This is a genomic window from Lentzea waywayandensis, from assembly GCF_900115955.1.
GTDB lineage: Bacteria > Actinomycetota > Actinomycetes > Mycobacteriales > Pseudonocardiaceae > Lentzea > Lentzea waywayandensis.
Map to the genome: position 1 here is coordinate 192,020 of NZ_FOYL01000004.1, position 17,865 is coordinate 209,884.

The window sequence follows — 17,865 nt, forward strand, 5'->3', positions numbered from 1 at the left end:
CCAAACCCGGTTCCCAGGCCCGCCAGTGTTGCCCAGCGTCGGCCGAAAAGCACACCATCCGTCATGTCTCCGCGACGCCCGTACGACGAGACAGAGTGACACAACCATGCCGGACCGCCCGCTCAGGCCGCCGGCCAGGTGCTCATCGCCACTCCCTGAGGAGGGCTTCCGACCAGCTCAGCGAGCCGCGCCAGCCTTCGTCGGCCGGTCACCCGCAACGCCGGTGCCCCTACCAGGGTGCACGGAAGTCCGGATGCGAGCAGCGCATTTTGCAACGGTGCGTGTGTCTGCGGTGCGTTGGGGTCCAAACCGAGCAGGTACGCGGACTCCATCCAGCTGCCGGCGGCCAGCGCCCAGACGCGCAGCACTGCTCCGTTCAGCTCAAAGTCCGGTGGCACGGTTTTGACGGATCCGTCCAGCCAGCGGGCGGCCAGAGGAGTGAGATCGGTGCGGAACGGCGTGCGGACGAAGTGCGTGCCCGCCTCGTTCACGCACAGCTCGGTGGTGACTCCACGCTCGGCGCAGGCCTGCTTGAGAGGGCGCAGTCGCCACTCGTCGCGCAGCTCGGTGTACACGCGGGCGGCTGTACCGCGCGCGAAGCTGACGGCCTGACCCGGCCCGCAGAGGAAGCCGGCGAGGTCCGCCTTGGCCGGGGTTCGTGCCTCGGCCGAGAAGAAGGACAGCTGCCCAACCACGGCCCACAGGGTAGAACAGACGTTCGAGTGTGACCAGTGGGACAGTTGTTACTGTCCGAGTTCCTGGCCCTTCGACCTGATCTCCGAACAGGTCTGCGACTTGCCTATCGCCGCTGCGTACTTCGGCCGTTTCTGGAGTTCCTGGAAGGTCGCGCGAAGGTCTTCCGGACTGGTCACGACGTTGGTGTCGGCCAGCACCTTCTCGGCGCCTTCCAGGAACTGGGCGTTCGGTTCCAGTGCCTGGACCGGCGCCTGCGCGTCGCCGTACGACTTCGCGGACTCCGTGACGAACTTGACCAGCCGGTCGTGCACGCCCTTGAGGTCGTCTTCGGGCGCGCCGAGCTCTTTCAGCGTTTTCTCCGCGCTCGTGAACGCGGTGGCGTTGGACGTGACGAGCCTGACGTACGCGTCCTTGACCGCAGCGACGTTCGCCGGGTCCTGTTTGCGCAGCTCAAGGCCTGCTTCCATCCCCGGCAGGACACCGCCGCAGAACGCGTCCACCCACTGCCGCTGCGCGTCGGTGATCGGCTTGTCCGCCTCCGAACCGCAGGCGGTCAGCACGACGGCACCGGTCAGCAGGGCAGCGAGCAGACGTGTCCTCACCCGGCCTAGTTTCCCCCGGACTGTTTCGCCAGCCCCTGCCAGGCCTTGCAGACCTCGTTCGCACGAAACGCCTCGGTGTACTTCGGGGTCGTGTCCAAGATCTGCTTGAACAACGTCCCCACGCTGTCACCGCTGCTGCCGACCATGATCTGCTTGTACCGCTCGGGGAACTTGTCGTCCGCCGCCTGCGCCCGCAGCCGCGCCGAACTGTCGTCGAAGGTCTTGGCCTCGTTCCGCAGTGCGCTGACCAGCCGTTCGTGCAGGCTGCGCACGTCCGAACCCAACGGGCCGAGTTTCTCGAGTTCATCCGCCATGTGCCGGTTCGACACCGCTGCTCCTGCCGTCCAGGCGACCACGGCCGCCTTGACTGCCTCCATACCCTCCTGAGCCTTGCCTTGGAGCTGGAGTCGCGCGGTCTGCGTAACGCCCATCGGACCGCAGTAGGCGTCGAACCAGGCCGCCGGATCCGCGCCGGGCACGTCCGCCGTCGTGGTGGTCGTCGGTGCGGCCTGCTGGACCGGAGCGGGCGGCGGCGTGCTGCACGCGGCGAGCGCGGCCGCGCCCAGCACGGCCGCGACCAGGCGAAACGTCGTCACTTGCCGAGCATCTTCCCGAGCTTGGTGCGCATCTCGGTGCACTCCGGCGCCTTCGCGATGGCGTCCTTGAACTTCGGGTCCGCGTCGAGCTTCTTGATCTGGTCCGAGAGCTTCGACGGGTCCGCGGCGTCGCCGCCGACCTTCTCGACCTGCGCCATGAAGTCGGGCGCGCTCGCGTCGATCTTGCTGATCTGCTCGCGGACCGACACGTACTCCTTGGCGCCGTCACCGAACATCTTGACCAGGTCGTCGTGCATGGCCTGGTGCTCGGGGCCGGGCGTACCGACCTCCTTGAGCTTCTTCTCGGTGTCGGCCATCGCCTTGGCGCCGGTGTCGAGCAGCTTGAGCATGCCCTCCTTGATCGCGGCCGGGTTCTCGGCGTTGGTCGCGACGACGGTGATGAGCTCGACCGCGCCCGTGAGCACCGGCGTGGTGCCGGCGCAGAACGCGCCCACCCACTTCACCGGGTCGGCGGCGGCCGTGGTGGTCGTGGTCGTGGGCGCGGTGCTCTGCGCGGACGGCGCGGCGCTGGTGCCGCAGCCCGTCACGGCGAGAGTGAGGCCTGCGCAGGCAGCAGCGATCGACAAACGTGCGTTCACGGTGAAATCCCCCAGGAAATGACTGACCGGATCGCCGAACAGTACACGTTCGGGCGATCCGGTCAGCCGGGCTTTCCGCTCGTCAGGAGGTGGGAGGAGACGTCTGGAGACCCTTGCAGTTGCCGGCTTTCTGCGCGGCCGTGGCCAGGCCCGTCTCGTCGAACTTCTTCTGCACGTCGGCGCCCGCCTTCTCCAGTTCGCTCGCCCTGGAGACCATCTCGGTGAAGGCGGTGATGGCCCCGGTGGCGTCGGTCGAGGCGTCGAGCTTCGACCTGGTGTCCGCGAGCAGGGTCCTGATCTGGCCCATGCCGTCCTGCGCGGCGACGGCCAGCTCCTTCGACTTCGGGTGCGGGCCGTTCTCCAGCGCCTTCAGGTCAGAGATCGACTTGTCGACCGCGCCGACCTTCGTGCCGAGCCACTCGGAGAGGCCCGTCTTGAGCTTCGCCGGGTCGCTCATGTCGATCGGCGGCTCGTCGGACATGGCCTTCACGGTGCCGTCGACGGCACCGCAGACCTTGTCCATCCACGCCACGACGTCGGCCTCACTGGCGGTGGGCGTGGTCGACGTGGAGGAACCTCCGCTGCTGCACGCGGTGACCGCGAGCAGACAGCACGTCACAACTGAGAGGACTGTGCGGCGCATGGGCCGGAAGTTACTCCGGACGGCCTCACTCAGCTCGTCGGCGTGACGTTGAGGCGCTGCATCGCCTGGCACTGCGGCGCGGTCTGCGTGGCCTTCTGCAGCTCGGGAACGTCCTTGAGGTCGCGCAGCGGGTCGGCGAGCTCGGAGAGCTTGGCGATGGCCTCTCCGGCGGCCTGGAGGCCTCCGGTGGCGTTGTTGGCGTCCGCCTGCTCGACCTTGGCCTTGGCGTCGGTGAACACGACACCGAGCGAGGTGAACGTCTCGGCCATCTTGTTGACGGCCTCCTCACCGCCCGCGACGGGCGACGGGCCGACGTTCTTCAGGCCCTCGGCCGACTTGGTGAAGGCGTCGGCGAGCTGGCCCATGTACGCGGCCATGTCGGCCTTGAGCTTGGCGGAGTCGCCGGCGTCGAACTTGGGGGCCGTCTTCTCGATCTTGGCGAACTCGGACGCGGCGCCGCACACCTTGTCCATGTAGGCGACGGCCTGGGCGCTGGCCTCGCCGTTGGTGGGCGTCGATGAAGTGCCGGAGTTGCCGCCGTTGGTGCACCCGGCCAGCGCAAGGGCGGCAACAGCGGCAGTGGCGACGAGGCTGCGCCTCATGTCGTAACTCCTCGGTCGGGGTACGTCGGGGGAGCCCCGAACGTACCCCGGCCAGAGGTGGATCTACGCGGCGCCGTTGCTGACGGACTCCGCGGGGGTGTCCGCGATCGCGGTGCCGCGCCGCTTGGACACGACCACCGCGGCCACGATGATCAGGGTCGCGACCACTGCGATCGAGATCCGGATCGGGTCGGACGCGCTGTCACCGATGGTGAAGGTGACGATGGCGGGCGCGATCAGCACGGAGACCAGGTTCATGACCTTGATCAACGGGTTGATGGCCGGACCCGCGGTGTCCTTGAACGGGTCGCCGACGGTGTCGCCGATGACCGTGGCGGCGTGGGCGTCGGAGCCCTTGCCGCCGTGGTTGCCGTCCTCGACCAGCTTCTTGGCGTTGTCCCAGGCACCACCGGAGTTGGCCAGGAAGACCGCCATGAGCGTGCCGGTCGCGATCGCACCGGCGAGGTACCCCGCCAGCGGACCGACGCCGAGGCCGAAGCCGACGGCGACCGGGGCCAGCACCGCCATCAGGCCAGGAGTCGCCAGCTCACGCAGCGAGTCCCTGGTGCAGATGTCGACGACGCGGCCGTACTCCGGCTTCACCGAGTAGTCCATGATGCCCGGGTTCTCGCGGAACTGACGGCGCACCTCGAACACGATGGCACCGGCGGCGCGCGTCACGGCGTTGACCGCGAGGCCCGAGAACATGAAGACGACGGCCGCACCGATGGTGACGCCGACGAGCACGTTCGGGCTGAACACGACGTTGGTGAACGAGATCGGCAGATCACCCGCGAGGTTGCCGACCTTGGCCACGGCCTGGTCGATCGCGTCCTTGTAGGAACCGAACAGCGCCGTCGCGGCGAGCACTGCCGTCGCGATCGCGATGCCCTTGGTGATGGCCTTGGTGGTGTTGCCGACCGCGTCGAGCTCGGTGAGGATCTGCGCGCCCTCGCCGTGCACGTCGCCGGACATCTCGGCGATGCCCTGCGCGTTGTCGGAGACCGGGCCGAAGGTGTCCATCGCGACGATGACGCCGACGGTCGTGAGCAGACCACAACCGGCGAGCGCGATCGCGAACAGCGAGACGACGACCGAACCGGACAGCAGGAACGCGCCGTACACGGCGGCACCGATGACCAGCGCGGTGTACACGGCGGACTCGAAACCGACCGAGATACCGGACAGGATCACCGTGGCCGCACCGGTCAGCGAGGTCTTGCCGACCTCCTGCACCGGCTTGTGCTCGGTGCCGGTGTAGTAGCCGGTCAGCCAGAGGATGACGCCGGCCAGCACGATGCCGATGATCACCGCGACGGACGCGATCAGCGCCGGGTTGCCGCTGGTGGCCTTGACCGTGTCGCTGATGCCGTCGAGGTCCGCGAAGGAGCTCGGCAGGAACGCGAACGCCGCGATCGTGCACAGCACCGCGGAGATGACCGCGGAGATGTAGAAGGCGCGGTTGATGGCCGTGAGGCCGTTCTCGCCCGCCTTCGCCTTGGTCGTGTAGACGCCGATGACCGCGGTCAGCACGCCGATCGCGGGAACGATCAGCGGGAAGAGCAGGCCCTGCGCACCGAACGCGGCGGTGCCGAGGATCAGCGAGGCGACCAGCGTGACGGCGTAGGACTCGAAGAGGTCCGCGGCCATGCCGGCGCAGTCACCGACGTTGTCACCCACGTTGTCCGCGATGGTGGCGGCGTTGCGGGGGTCGTCCTCGGGGATGCCCTGCTCGACCTTGCCGACGAGGTCGGCACCGACGTCGGCGGCCTTGGTGAAGATGCCGCCACCGACACGCATGAACATCGCGAGCAGCGCGGCACCGAAACCGAAGCCCTCCAGGACCTTCGGGGCCTGACCCGCGTACACGAGCACGACCAGAGCGGCACCGAAGAGACCGAGACCGACCGTGGTCATGCCGACCACACCACCGGTGCGGAACGCGATGCGCGTCGCCTTTTCGCGACCGCCTTCTTCGTTCGCGGCGGCGGCGACACGCACGTTGGCGCGCGTGGACAACCACATGCCCAGGTAGCCGATAGTCGCCGAGAACGCGGCACCGACGAGGAAGAACAAAGATCGGCCGATTCGCTCGGCCAAATCATCCGCCGGTAGCGCGAACAGCAGTACGAACACGATCACGACAAAGATGCCGAGCGTGCGGAACTGCCGGTTGAGGTAGGCCGCTGCGCCCTCCTGAACCGCCTTGGCGATGTCCTGCATCTTGGGGGTGCCCTGGCCGGCGGCCAGCACCTCCTTGAGCAGGACGTACCCGACGGCGAGAGCAGCCAGGGCGACCACGGCGACCACGGCTACGACGCCGCGATCACCCCCGGAGAGCTCGAGGCTCTCCGCGAGGAATTGCCGGGACATCCGTCCTCCTGGTGAGTTGCCATGTGCAGCGCCAAGGCAGACCAGCCGCCCAGCGCGACGTGACGCATCCCTCATTGGATGCGATGAGCGGGGAGTCTAGGGGTTGGTTGCAACGAGGCAACGAAACGTCCCGATCCGTGCACACACCGTTATCTGCGCAGGAAGTCGAGTACGGCCCGGCCGGGACTGTCGGTGGTGTATGCGAAGCTCGATCTCGTGGTGGATCAGGGACGCCGGTTGCTGGACCGCGTGCTGGCGGGTGTGCCCGCCGGGGAGTCACCCCTCACGCACGCGCGTGATCTGCCGTTGCGGCAGGCAGATCACGTGCAGTGGCCTGCGTGGACGGCTCCCCCGGTCGTCGAGGCGTTCGTCGAGACCGGTGTGCGCGAGCCGTGGCGGCACCAGGCCGAGGCCGCTTCACTGGCGTGGTCCGGGCAGCACGTGGTCCTCGCGACGGGCACGGCGTCGGGCAAGTCACTTGCCTACCAGTTGCCCGTGCTTTCCACTCTTTTGGCGGACACGAAGGCCACCGCGCTGTACCTGTCACCGACCAAAGCCCTTGGTGCGGACCAGCTCCGGTCGCTCGAGGAGCTGGGGATCAAGGGTGTGCGCGCGTCGGCCTACGACGGTGACACCCCGATGGCCGAACGCGACTGGGTCAAGGCGCACGCGAACTGGGTCTTCACCAACCCGGACATGCTGCACCGCGGAATCCTTCCGCAGCACCCGAAATGGCTGCGGTTCTTCCGCAGGCTGAAGTACGTGGTGATCGACGAGTGCCATTCCTATCGCGGTGTTTTCGGTTCGCACGTGGCGTTGTTGATGCGGCGGCTGCGGAGGGTCGCGCGGAAATACGGCGCGGATCCGATCTTCGTTCTGGCATCGGCCACAGTGGCTGATCCTTCCGGGTCGGCGCAGCGATTGCTCGGCGTTCCCGTTTCCGCTGTCGTGGACGACTTTTCGCCGCGTGCGTCGCGCACGGTCGCGTTGTGGGAACCCCCGCTGACCTCTCTGGAGGGTGAGAACGGCGCTCCCGTCCGGCGTTCGGCGGGCGCGGAGACGTCGCGGATCCTGGCCGATCTCGTGGTCGAGGGCGCACGATCGCTCGCCTTCGTGCGCTCGCGTCGTGGCGCGGAGCTGACGGCGATGGGCACCCAGCGGATCCTGTCCGAAGTGGACGGTGAGCTGCCCGGCCGGGTGGCCGCGTACCGGGGCGGGTTCCTGCCGGAGGAGCGGCGGGCGCTGGAGAAGGCGCTGTCCACGGGCGACCTGCTCGGCGTCGCGACCACGAACGCGCTGGAGCTCGGCGTCGACATCGCCGGGCTGGACGCGGTGGTGGTGGCCGGTTTTCCGGGCACGCTGGCGTCGTTCTGGCAGCAGGCGGGCCGTGCGGGCCGGTCGGGAGACAGTGCTCTGGTCGTGTTCGTGGCACGCGACGACCCGTTGGACACGTACCTTGTGCACAACCCGGCCGCGGTGCTGGACAGGCCGGTCGAGGCCACGGTGCTGGATCCGTTGAACCCGTACGTGCTGGGGCCGCAACTGGCCTGCGCGGCGTCCGAGATGCCGTTGACGCCGGCCTGCCTGGACGACTTCGGCGGACCGCTCGCGGAGGCCGTGCTCGCCGAACTGGTGGCGGACAAGCTGCTGCGCAAGCGGCCTGCCGGGTGGTACTGGGCGTCGCACGACCGGCCGCACGCCGGAGTGGACATCCGCGGTTCCGGCGGTGATCAGGTGGCCGTCGTGGAGTCTGACTCCGGCCGGATGCTCGGCACGGTCGACCCGGGATCCGCCTGCTGGCAGGTCCATCCCGGTGCCGTGTACCTGCATCAGGGGCGGGCGTACGTGGTCGACGAGCTCGATCTGGAGAGCGGGCTCGCGATGGTCCACCGCGAGGACCCGGAGTGGACGACGCAGCCGCGTGACTGCGTGGACATCACCGTGGTGCGCGAGATCGAACGCACCGACTTCGGCGGGGTGTCGGTGTGCCTGGGCGAGGTGGAGGTGACGACGCAGGTCGTCGGCTACCTGCGGCGGCTGCCGTCCGGCGTGGTGCTCGACCAGATCCCGCTGGACCTGCCCGAGCAGACGCTGCAGACCCGCGCGGTCTGGTACACGGTCGACGAGTCGCTGCTGTTCGACGCGGGCGTGGAGGCGAAACGGATCCCCGGCGCCCTGCACGCCGCCGAGCACGCGGCGATCGGTCTGTTACCGCTGTTCGCGACGTGCGACCGGTGGGACATCGGCGGCGTGTCGACGGCCGCACACCCGGACACGGGGATGCCGACCGTGTTCGTGCACGACGGCCATCCCGGCGGCGCGGGCTTCGCTGACCGAGGCCATTCGGCGTTGCGGGCGTGGCTCTCGGCGACGCGGGCGGCGATCAACGCCTGCGCGTGCCCGATGGGCTGCCCGTCGTGCGTGCAGTCGCCCAAGTGCGGCAACGGCAACGATCCGCTGGACAAGGCCGGTGCCGTGCTCGTGCTGGACGTGGTGCTGGGCAAAATCGCCTGACCGAGTGAGTTCCGCCCGGATACCTTGACGGTGTGACCGCAAGCAGCTGCAACGCCACCGACCGGACCCGTCGCGCCCAGCGCGGCTGAGCCCGGACACCTGCCGTGCCCTCGCACGGCCTGATCGCCCCGACGCGCCACGTCGCAGGGGCGTCCAGTGCTCCGCCGCGCCCGTCCCCTACTGGCCGCGGGTTCATTGGAGTCTGCTTTGTTCACGCCCTTTGCTGATCTGAACGCACTTCTCGCCGACCTCGTCTCGTCCGTGCGCGAGATCCTCGGCCCCACCTACGTCGGCGCGTACCTCCAGGGCTCGTTCGCCCTGGGCGCCGGCGACATCCACAGCGACTGCGACTTCATCGTCGCCTGCACCGAGCTGCCGTCCGGCTCCGCACTCGACGGGCTGCGGCGGCTGCACGACGAGATCCCGACCCGCCCCGGCCACTGGTCAACGGAGATCGAAGGCTCGTACGCCGACGTGGAGTCACTGCGCTCGGTGGCGGGCCTCGGGGTTCCGTGGCTGTTCAACGACCACGGCACGCGGACTCTGGTGTGGGACCTGCACTGCAACAGCCCGCACGCCCGCTGGATCCTGCGCCACCACGGCATCGTGCTGGACGGTCCGCCGATCACCACACTGGTGGACGAGGTGCCGGCTTCCGCGCTGCGCTCGTCGATGCGGGCCGAACTTCCGCACGTGCTGGAAGGCATCCGGGAGTGGGCGCCGATGGGCAACGCCTGGTCACAGCGCTACATCGTCTCGGCGTACTGCCGCACGCTCTACACCATCCACACGGGAGAGGTGGAGTCCAAGCGCGGCGCCCTGCTGTGGGCGAAGAAAATGCTCGATCAGCGGTGGCACCCGCTGATCGAGCAGGTCTTGCAGGACCGGGACCTCGGCTGGGACGCCGATGCGGTTCCGCGGCCCGGATCCATGGAGGAGACCTTCGCCTTCGCTTCCTACGCGGAGCAACTGGGTTGACCCGGCTGTCGTGAGGGCGCCCGCGCCCGAACTCGCGGGGGTCTGGGGGTCGCCCCCCAGAAAGAACAACAGCCGACGCAGCGAGCGCTCTGCGCGAGCAGGGTCGGTCAGAGGACGCTGGGCGCGGCGGGGGCTCACGGGTACCCCCGCCGCGCTCTCCACGTGCCGAACACTGTGTTCCCGCCTGCTACCGCTTCGTGACCGGATCCCTTGGAACATCGGTGGAATCTGGTTCGTTCGTCTCGACAGGACACGCGGGAGGCGACGGTGTCGACTGTCTTCTGACGAACTCCGGGGAGGAGCCGGCTTCACCGACCGCGGCAGAGCTGGCGCCCTGCCACTAACGTCCTCGGTCCGGTCACTGTTGCGGGAGGCTGTCCTTCGGGGTGCGTGTTCGGCTTTTCGCCCGGTCCTCTGACCACCCCCGACGTGCGGGGTGCGGAGGCCGATCATCGGATCGGGCTTTGGTGGAACGGCCGTGCAGGGCATCGCCTTCGGGGTTGTCGGGGAGAGTCCACGACGACACCCAACACGGCCGGGCTTGGATTTAGTTGTAGGTCAGACGGTTTCGAGCTGGAAGCGCGCCGGGGCGTGCACGGCCTCGACGAGTGCGTCCTGCACGACGTGCGCGTCCGGCAGGTTCCAGCCGCAGACCTGCGGCTTGACCCGCCAGTGCACGACACCGTGCGCCATGGTGGTGGGGGGCAGCGGGATGTACTCGCCCTTGCCGTAGAGGTGCACGTCCGCGTTGTTGGCCAGCTCGGCGTTGAGCTTCGAGCCGGACTTCACGAGGAACATCCACCGGCCGGACGGGGTCGCGGCGATCGGCACGGGAACACCGATCTGCCGCAGTGCGACGGCCGCGCGGTGACCGAGGCCGGCGCCGACCTCGATCGCGTCCACCACGTGACCGGTGGCGACGAGAAGGCTGTAGGAGCGACCCGCCCACCACGTGGCGACCTGGTCGGGACGGGTCCCGATGCGGTCCACCCAGTCGCGGTGCACGGGGATCGGGCCGTGCAGCTCGAGGCCGCTGCGACCCGCCCACTGCGTGACGCCGTTCTCCGAACCGGCCGGATAGGTGCCGGGCAGTACGGGCCAACCGCGGTACGCGAGGCTCACGGCCTCGGCACGCAGTTCGATGCGGAAGGCCCCGCGCCAGCTATCCGACCAATCCATCTTCCGTCGCCTTCTTTCCAGGCTATGACTCGACATCGACAAGGTGTCGGTTTTCGTAGGACACCGCGTCGGTGCCGCCACTACAACTAACGACACCGGCACCGGCCTCCGTAACCCCCGCTCGACAACTGGTAGCTACGGGACGGCGAACGTCCTTTGCTTGACCGGGCAACTGAACTGTTCGCGTTTGGTTCGATCACCGTTCAGCATGTCCCGGCACCGATGTGAGTCCGCTCACCGCTGTGAGCCGACCGCTCGTCGTGCTCCAAACGCTTCGATCTTCAGCCGGACCTGCCCTGGCGCGTGCGTTCACCGGGCCGAACGGCGTAATCGCCGAGACCTCCACAACCACCTCCCATCCGCTCACCGCGCAGCCCGTCAGCTCGGCCCGATTCTCCGAAGCCACGCGTTTTGCCTGCTCACAAGCACTTTCATCGCTTTCGGCGAGACGGGCGGCAGCCGCGAGCGCCGCCAAATCGGCCGCACCGGTCACCCGATGCCGCGCGACGACCGCCGACCCGACCTGCGCACCGGCCACCGCGACGATGATCAGCAACAACATCGCCACAACACCGCTCACCGCAGCCGAACCTCGATCACAACCGGACCGTTCGCCGTTCATCGCGGCTCCGGCACGGCGAACGCCCGGGCGCTCAGCGGCAAGCCCAGCGGTCCGCGTTTGCTGACGACGACCTTGATCGCGTCGGCTTGGGTGTCGACCACGACGTTGGCGCCAGACACGATCCGCGTGGCCGCCTCAGCACCGCGCTGCTGTTCACCGCGCGCCGTGAGCCGTGCCGCTTCCCTCGCCGCGTCGGCACACCGCATCTGCTCGGTGACCGCCGCCAGCCCGTTCGCCCCCAGCCACATAGCCATCAGCAGCGCGCTGACCGCGATCGCCGCCTCGACCGTGGCCATGCCCCGATCATCAGACCGAAGACAGCGCACGCTGTATCAGCCCTTGCACCTGGTTCTGGATGAAGTCGCTGGTGAGGAGCGCGTACAGGAGTCCGGCGAACGCGGCCGCGGCCAACGTCCCGATCGCGTACTCCACCGTGCTCATGCCGCTGTCGTCGTCGAGCAGTTCCATCTGCTTCTCCTAGTTGAGGAATTGACCAGCCAGGCCCAGCACCACCGGCGCGACGCCGAGGCACAGGAATGCCGGCAGGAAACACAGTGCGAGCGGCGCCGCCACCGCGACCGCGGCCTTCTGCGCCTTCGCCTCCGCTTCGTCGCACGCTTCCGACCTGGTCCGCTCGGCGAGTTCGGCGGTCTGCCGGGCCAGCGCCGCCCCGGACCGCGCGGTCCGTCTGGCGGCCCTGGCGAGCAGCGCGGTGGCGGGCTGGTCGAGCGCGGACGCCCACGCCGTGACCGGATCGGCGCCCAGCTTCAGCAGTTCGGCGACCTGGCTCAGCTCTTTCATCTCGACCGCCTGGATCGCGGTGGGCACCGGCAACCCGGCTTTCAGGCACGCGGCCAGCAGGTCCCAGGCCGCGGCCAGTTCGAACGGACCATCTGGTTTCTTCCTGTCGCGCGGTGGGTCGTGGACCTGGGGCCTCAACCGATCAATCGATCGTCGCGGCGTGGGTGCGAGGAGGACCGCCAGCGCGAGGAGCAGGAACGTCACGGCTCCACCTCCGTGATCCGCTGCGTCCACCACACCCCTGCCGCCACGAACAACGCTCCCAGCGCCAGGAGGAACTGCCCCGCCACCGTGCTCGTGAGCACGTGGAACGGCTTCGCACCACTGAACTCGCCCAGCAGCACGCCGACCACCGGCAACACCGCCAGCACCGCCGCACTCGCCCGCGGCCCCGCCATCCGCGCGTGCACCTGCCGCGCGAACGCCGCCCGCTGATCGAGATCACGCCTCGTGGCGTCCAGAACCTCCGCCAGCGCCACACCGTGCTTCGCCGACACGTGCCACGCCTTGGCCAACTGGTCCACCGCCTTGCCGAGCAACGGCTGCCGCAACTCGCGCAACGTCCGTTCCACGTCACCACCGAGCCTCGACGTGGCCGCCGCCGCTCTCAGCACCTCTTTCGCCGGCGCCGGGGTGTCCTCCGCCGCGCCTTCGGCCGCCTGGGCCGGGTGCGCACCCGCTCGCAGCTCGTCGATCACGCCGCCCAGTCCGCTGCTCAGCGCTTCGGTCGCTCGCCGGAGTGCGGTGTTTCGCTTGTGCTGCTTGAAGATTCTCCGGCCCGTCGCTCCCAGCACGACACCGGCGACCAGTCCGCCGATGCCCGCCACGAGATAGGTGACCGTCGCCGCGGCCGCCACCCAGATGTACGGCGGCACAACGATCTCCCTGTTGCACTGCGGTCTGAGCCTTCGGATCGGTCTGAGTTGCGGCCACACGATCAGCGCCGTCGCCAGCAGCAGAAGGCTCACCACGGCAACTCCTTCTCGTACCACCCGTGCTCACGCGTCCAAACAGGACGGACTGCGAGCCCGTCGTTCCGCTCGAACACACCGATCTCGTTGAGGTACCGGGAGTTGTTGTCCCGCTTCATGTGCAACACGATCCGCACCGCCGCCGCCACCTGACTGTGCAGCGCCTGCGGCGAGAGCCCACCCAAGGCACCGAGAGCTTCCAACCGCGCGGGCACCTCGGCCGGCGAGTTGGCGTGCAACGTCCCAGCGCCACCTTCGTGCCCGGTGTTCAACGAGGTGAGCAACTCCCGCACCTCGGCCCCGCGCACCTCCCCGACCACGATCCGGTCGGGCCGCATCCGCAGCGCCTCCCGCACCAACTCCCGCGTGGTGACCTCGCCCGCACCCTCAACGTTCGCCGGCCGCGCGGTGAGCCGCACGAACTGCGGATGGTCGGGATTCAGCTCGCCGGCGTCCTCCACGCACACGATGCGTTCGGTCGGCGAGACGCAGCCCAGCAACGCCGACAACAACGACGTCTTGCCCGACCCGGTACCACCGATCACGAGAAACGCCATGCGCCTGCGGACGATCGTCCGCAACGTCTCCGCGATCTCGGCGTCGAACGTGCCGAGCTCTTGCAGCGCTTGCAGGTCGTGCGTCGCCGGTCTGAGGATCCGCAAGGAAAGACAGGTGCTGTCCGCGATGGGCGGCAACACGGCGTGCAGCCTGACCCCGCTACCCGGCAACCACCCGTCGACGCACGGCGAGGCATCGTCGAGCCGCCTGCCCGCGGCGACCGCAAGGCGTTGCGCGAGACGCCGGACCGCGTCCTCGTCGGGGAACGTGATCGTGGTGCGGTGCAGGCCCGTAGTGCCGTCGACCCAGACCTGATCGGGCGCGGTGACCAGGACGTCGGTGGTGCCGGGGTCGGCGAGCAGCGGGTCGAGCGGTCCGGCGCCGCTGAACTCCTGGCGGAGAACCTGGAGGGCTTCGAGGACGTCGGAGTCGGCCAGGACGCCACCCGCTTCGGAGCGGACCGCGTGGGCCACGACGGCCGCGGTCATCTCCATGTCGGCGCCGGCCAGGCGATGGCGGACCCGGTCGATCAAGGCGGAGGTCATGTCACGCACCTCGCGGGCTCGGCACGCCGTGTCCCGTGCGAGGGCTGGGCGGCGGTCGGGTCGCAGTTTCGGGAACTGGGCACGACGGTCACGGCTCGCTCCTCGACTGCTCGGGCTGGACAGCTGCCACCTCGGGAGGGCGCGGCGGCGGGCGGGTCGCAGCTTCGGGAACTGGGCACGACGATCACGGCTCGCTCCTCACGCACTCGGAACGCTGCGCCGCGCAGGCTCTGGACATCGGTCACGGCTCGCTCCTCGCCTGCTCGGGCTGGACGGCTGTCACGTCGGGAGCGGGCGCGGCGGCGGTCGAGTCGCAGCTTCGGGAACTGGGCGCGGTGGCGGTCATGTCGCGGCCTCCGGGCGGCGGGCGTGGCGGCCGTAGGTGATCTCGCGGCCGGTCAGGCGGAGCCACGTTTCCTGGCACCAGATGAGGAAGCGGTTCACTTCGGCTGCTCCTTGTCGTCCTTGAAGATGAAGCGGGGTGGGTAGAGGCGGCCGTAGACGACGAGGTTGCGCAGCATCCGGCACAGGATGCGGAGGCGGATCACGGCTGGAGTTCCTTTCGTGCGAAGGGATCTCGTGGCGGAGGAGAGGGGACGTGCCGGGCAGACGCTCCTGCCTGCCGCGGAACTCCTTCCGCGGCAGGGAAGTGACCAGGACGCCGCAGTGGTGAGGCCTCGCCTTGTCCGCCGCGGAAGACCGGAACGCAACCGCAGCCGAGTCGGTCGGTCGACGCGGCTTCCACGTCGCCCGACGAAAGCGCGGCGTACTCGGCCTCGTCTGCCATCGCAGCCTCGGCCGCTCCGGGCTCGGCCACCTCCGCGGCTGGCAGGCCGGTCATGGGCGCAGCTCCTTCAGCACCACGCGGGCCGCCGTGGCGAGCGGGCCCTTGGGGTTGTGGGGGAAGCGGCCCCGTTCCAGCACCTCGGCCAGGCCCGGCTCGGCTCGCATCGAGGTCAGCAGCGGGATGCCGATCACCTCGGCCATCTCGGCGGGCTGGAGGTTGCCGGGGGACGGGCCGCGGACCACCAGGCGGAGGTTGCGGCCGTGCGTCAGCAGGCGGGAGGCGACTCGGCCGGCGGCCGCGGTGGCGCGGACTTCGGCTGGTACCACCAGGATCGTCAGGTCCGTGCGGTCCAGGGCCGCGGAGGCGGAGGCCGTGGGGAAGCGCGGCAGGTCGCAGATGACGGTGCAGCCCGCTCGGCGGCCCGCGTCGAGGACTGCCGCCACGGCTGCCGGTTCCGGATCTGGGGCCGCTCGGTCGCAGGCCAGGACGCTCAGGTTGCCCGAGGTGGGCAGGGCCGCTCGCAGGGCCGACATCGGCACTCTGCCGCCGGTGGCGTGCACGCCCGGCCAGCGGGCGCCCTTGTCGGACTCGGTGCCCAGGGCCAGGTCTATGCCGCCGCCCAGTGGGTCGCAGTCGACGAGCATCGCCTCGCCGCCGGACTCCACCGCCTCGCGGCCGCAGGCTATGGCCAGGGTGGAGGCTCCGGCGCCTCCTCTGCCGCCGATGAACGACACCACCCGGCCGCGGTCCGAGGGCGGGCCCTCGCCCAGGTCGGTCAGGGCCGTCACCAGGGAGCGGCCTTCCACCGGGAGTTCGAGGACGCCGTCCACGCCCAGGGCGACCGCGGGGGCCCAGGGCGGGTCGCCGCCGTGGACGACCAGGACGCCGGTGCGGCGGGGGAAGCCCGCGTCCAGGCAGGCCGAGACCGCGGCGGGATCCAGCAGGACCAGAGGCGCGCTGTGCCATTGCGAGCGCAGCGACGTGACGTCGGGGGCGCAGGAGAGCGGGCAGTCGGCCGCGGCGGCCACCCGGAGGACCTCGTCGAGGAGGTCCTGGTCCGTGAGCAGGGCGATGGGGTGGGTCATGGGATCAACGGTGGTCAGTCGTGAGGAACGACACAACGGGCGTAGATCCACATGTGGACAGATCAGCGGCTGTGGACAAGTCGCGATCTTGGAAGCCCTGCAGGGCTGGAACTGTCGGACCCGTGTGCGACGCTGGAGGGTTGGGCGCACGAGCCTCGGGCAAGGGCCGCAGAGGTCCAGTCACACCCGCACGGAATCGGGGTCCGGATATGGGACGACCCCCGCCAGGGGGGAGGGACGGGGGTCGTCAATGGTTCAGTCCCGGGGGGTCGGACTGAACCCGTCCGTCGAACCGGACTCACCTACTGTATCCCCATGCGCCAGTGCCGCGCGCAACTTCCGCAACAGCTGCGGGCCAAGTTTCGGTAACCGTGCAGCACAACGGTTTCGTACACGAACGAAATGCCGCCCGAACGGCCTACTGACGAGTACACCTAAGCTGAGGTACATGAGCCGGATCGCCGCCTTCTTCGACCTCGACAAGACCGTGATCGCGAAGTCGAGCACGCTGGCGTTCAGCCGCCCCTTCTTCCAGGAGGGGCTGATCAACCGCCGCGCGGTGCTGAAGAGCGCATATGCGCAGTTCGTGTTCATGCTCGCCGGCGCGGACGCGGATCAGATGGACCGCATGCGGGCGCACATCACGGCGCTCGCCGCCGGTTGGGACGTCGAGCAGATCCGCAGCATCGTCAGCGAGACGCTGCACGACATCGTCGATCCACTTGTCTACAAAGAAGCGACGCAGTTGATCGCCGACCACAAGGCGGAGGGTCACGACGTCGTCATCGTCAGCGCCTCCGGGGAGGAACTGGTCGCCCCCATCGCCCAGATGATCGGGGCGGACTACAGCGTCGGCACGAAGATGGTGATCCTCGACGGCCGCTACACCGGCGACGTCGACTTCTACTGCGCCGCCGACAACAAGGCGGTCGCGATCAAGCAGCTGGCCGCCGAGCACGGCTACGACCTCTCGAAGAGCTACGCCTACTCGGACAGCGTCACGGACCTGCCGATGCTGGAGGTCGTCGGCCACCCGACGGTCGTGAACCCGGACCGGGGCCTGCGCCGCATCGCCGTCGAGAAGGACTGGCCGGTGCAGCAGTTCGTCGACCCGGTGAGCCTGCGCTCCCGCATCCCCACCCCGTCGGGCAAGGCGGTCGCGGTCACGGCCATCAGTCTCGGCGCCGTCGCGGCGGCCGGCGCGGCCTGGTACGGCCTGCGCCGCAAGCGGAACCGCGACTGAAGTCAAGCCCGCGCGGAACAAAGTCACCGAAGGTGGCGGGTACTGGCGAGTAGCGGCAACGCCCCGCGCACGTGGTGCCCGCGTGAGTGCACGACAACGCCCTGGCAGCGGTACCCGAATGCGAACAGAACCTCACAAATCCAAGAACGCCAGTACTTTCACTACTGAACGTGGCTTGAACGGTGCACCCGTCCGAGCCCTTGCTGTGACCGGGCCCACGCACTTAAATGGGTGGTGCGGACCTCGGGTCGGCCAGGGACCAGACGAAGAGAAGTCAGGATCCACCCCGGCCAAGCTCCGTGCGCGGACTTCGAGTACCCACGCGCAGCACGCCGCGGGAGGCTTGTCGTCTAGGGCCTGCGTACCGGGACGCCGGACGCCGAGGCCAGGGTTGTACGACTGGAGTTGCACGCTTGGTAACTCGCAAGCCCGCGCTGAAGACGGGGCACCCTTTCGAGGGTGCCCCGTCTG

General features: G+C 69.1%; 18 protein-coding genes. 3 read left to right on the plus strand and 15 right to left on the minus strand.

The genetic code is table 11. The annotated features are described in order from the left end of the window. Nucleotides 1–122: 122 nt before the first annotated feature. From BM417_RS16555 to BM417_RS16585, 7 genes are all read right to left on the minus strand, one after another. Nucleotides 123–695: a hypothetical protein gene (locus BM417_RS16555; RefSeq protein WP_093594296.1), complete on the minus strand. Its 573-nt coding sequence runs from the start codon at nt 693–695 to the stop codon at nt 123–125. 48 nt (nt 696–743) lie between these two features. Beyond that, nucleotides 744–1,298 carry a hypothetical protein gene (locus BM417_RS16560; RefSeq protein ID WP_093594299.1) on the minus strand — a complete coding sequence of 185 codons (555 nt, stop codon included), beginning with the start codon at nt 1,296–1,298 and terminating at the stop codon, nt 744–746. Between the two features lie 5 nt (nt 1,299–1,303). Beyond that, the gene (locus tag BM417_RS16565) at nt 1,304–1,894 is read right to left on the minus strand and encodes a hypothetical protein (RefSeq protein WP_093594302.1); all 591 of its coding nucleotides are present in this window, start codon (nt 1,892–1,894) and stop codon (nt 1,304–1,306) included. Continuing rightward, nucleotides 1,891–2,493 carry a hypothetical protein gene (locus tag BM417_RS16570; RefSeq protein ID WP_143138674.1) on the minus strand — a complete coding sequence of 201 codons (603 nt, stop codon included), beginning with the start codon at nt 2,491–2,493 and terminating at the stop codon, nt 1,891–1,893. The genes BM417_RS16565 and BM417_RS16570 overlap by 4 nt, the downstream gene beginning before the upstream one ends. An 82-nt stretch (nt 2,494–2,575) precedes the next feature. Beyond that, nucleotides 2,576–3,136 (minus strand): hypothetical protein, encoded by a 561-nt coding sequence (locus tag BM417_RS16575; RefSeq protein WP_093594308.1) that lies wholly within the window; start codon nt 3,134–3,136, stop codon nt 2,576–2,578. A 29-nt stretch (nt 3,137–3,165) separates the two neighbouring features. Next, complete coding sequence (locus tag BM417_RS16580) at nt 3,166–3,738, minus strand: hypothetical protein (protein WP_093594311.1); 573 nt, start codon at nt 3,736–3,738, stop codon at nt 3,166–3,168. 63 nt (nt 3,739–3,801) lie between these two features. Continuing rightward, nucleotides 3,802–6,111, minus strand: a complete 2,310-nt coding sequence (locus tag BM417_RS16585) for a sodium-translocating pyrophosphatase (protein ID WP_093594314.1) — start codon at nt 6,109–6,111, stop codon at nt 3,802–3,804. Between the two features lie 192 nt (nt 6,112–6,303). Between BM417_RS16585 and BM417_RS16590 the strand changes: the two genes are divergently transcribed. Continuing rightward, nucleotides 6,304–8,625, plus strand: a complete 2,322-nt coding sequence (locus tag BM417_RS16590; protein WP_245821952.1) for a DEAD/DEAH box helicase — start codon at nt 6,304–6,306, stop codon at nt 8,623–8,625. Nucleotides 8,626–8,832: 207 nt separating this feature from the next. Beyond that, on the plus strand, nt 8,833–9,603 hold the full coding sequence (locus BM417_RS16595; protein ID WP_093594320.1) for an aminoglycoside adenylyltransferase domain-containing protein: 771 nt from the start codon (nt 8,833–8,835) through the stop codon (nt 9,601–9,603). Nucleotides 9,604–10,161: 558 nt separating this feature from the next. On the opposite strand, the gene BM417_RS16600 is transcribed toward BM417_RS16595, so the two are convergent. The 8 genes from BM417_RS16600 to ssd all read right to left on the minus strand — a co-directional run bounded on the left by BM417_RS16600 (nt 10,162) and on the right by ssd (nt 16,151). Then, nucleotides 10,162–10,782 (minus strand): bifunctional DNA primase/polymerase, encoded by a 621-nt coding sequence (locus BM417_RS16600; RefSeq protein ID WP_093594323.1) that lies wholly within the window; start codon nt 10,780–10,782, stop codon nt 10,162–10,164. Nucleotides 10,783–10,978: 196 nt separating this feature from the next. Next, nucleotides 10,979–11,404, minus strand: coding sequence for an Rv3654c family TadE-like protein (locus tag BM417_RS16605; protein WP_093594326.1), 426 nt, complete (start codon nt 11,402–11,404; stop codon nt 10,979–10,981). After that, complete coding sequence (locus BM417_RS16610) at nt 11,401–11,700, minus strand: TadE family type IV pilus minor pilin (RefSeq protein WP_093594329.1); 300 nt, start codon at nt 11,698–11,700, stop codon at nt 11,401–11,403. Before BM417_RS16610 ends, BM417_RS16605 begins: the two co-directional genes overlap by 4 nt. 10 nt (nt 11,701–11,710) lie before the next feature. After that, the gene (locus BM417_RS16615; protein WP_093594332.1) at nt 11,711–11,872 is read right to left on the minus strand and encodes a DUF4244 domain-containing protein; all 162 of its coding nucleotides are present in this window, start codon (nt 11,870–11,872) and stop codon (nt 11,711–11,713) included. A 9-nt stretch (nt 11,873–11,881) separates the two neighbouring features. Next, nucleotides 11,882–12,409 carry a type II secretion system F family protein gene (locus tag BM417_RS16620; RefSeq protein WP_093594335.1) on the minus strand — a complete coding sequence of 176 codons (528 nt, stop codon included), beginning with the start codon at nt 12,407–12,409 and terminating at the stop codon, nt 11,882–11,884. Then, on the minus strand, nt 12,406–13,173 hold the full coding sequence (locus BM417_RS16625; protein WP_093596051.1) for a type II secretion system F family protein: 768 nt from the start codon (nt 13,171–13,173) through the stop codon (nt 12,406–12,408). Before BM417_RS16625 ends, BM417_RS16620 begins: the two co-directional genes overlap by 4 nt. Further along, on the minus strand, nt 13,170–14,279 hold the full coding sequence (locus BM417_RS16630; protein ID WP_093594338.1) for a TadA family conjugal transfer-associated ATPase: 1,110 nt from the start codon (nt 14,277–14,279) through the stop codon (nt 13,170–13,172). The genes BM417_RS16625 and BM417_RS16630 overlap by 4 nt, the downstream gene beginning before the upstream one ends. Before the next feature lie 837 nt (nt 14,280–15,116). Further along, on the minus strand, nt 15,117–16,151 hold the full coding sequence (gene ssd / locus BM417_RS16635) for a septum site-determining protein Ssd (RefSeq protein WP_093594341.1): 1,035 nt from the start codon (nt 16,149–16,151) through the stop codon (nt 15,117–15,119). A gap of 448 nt (nt 16,152–16,599) precedes the next feature. On the opposite strand from ssd, the gene BM417_RS16640 reads away from it, so the two are divergent. Continuing rightward, the gene (locus BM417_RS16640; protein WP_093594344.1) at nt 16,600–17,394 is read left to right on the plus strand and encodes an HAD-IB family hydrolase; all 795 of its coding nucleotides are present in this window, start codon (nt 16,600–16,602) and stop codon (nt 17,392–17,394) included. Nucleotides 17,395–17,865 lie beyond the last annotated feature (471 nt).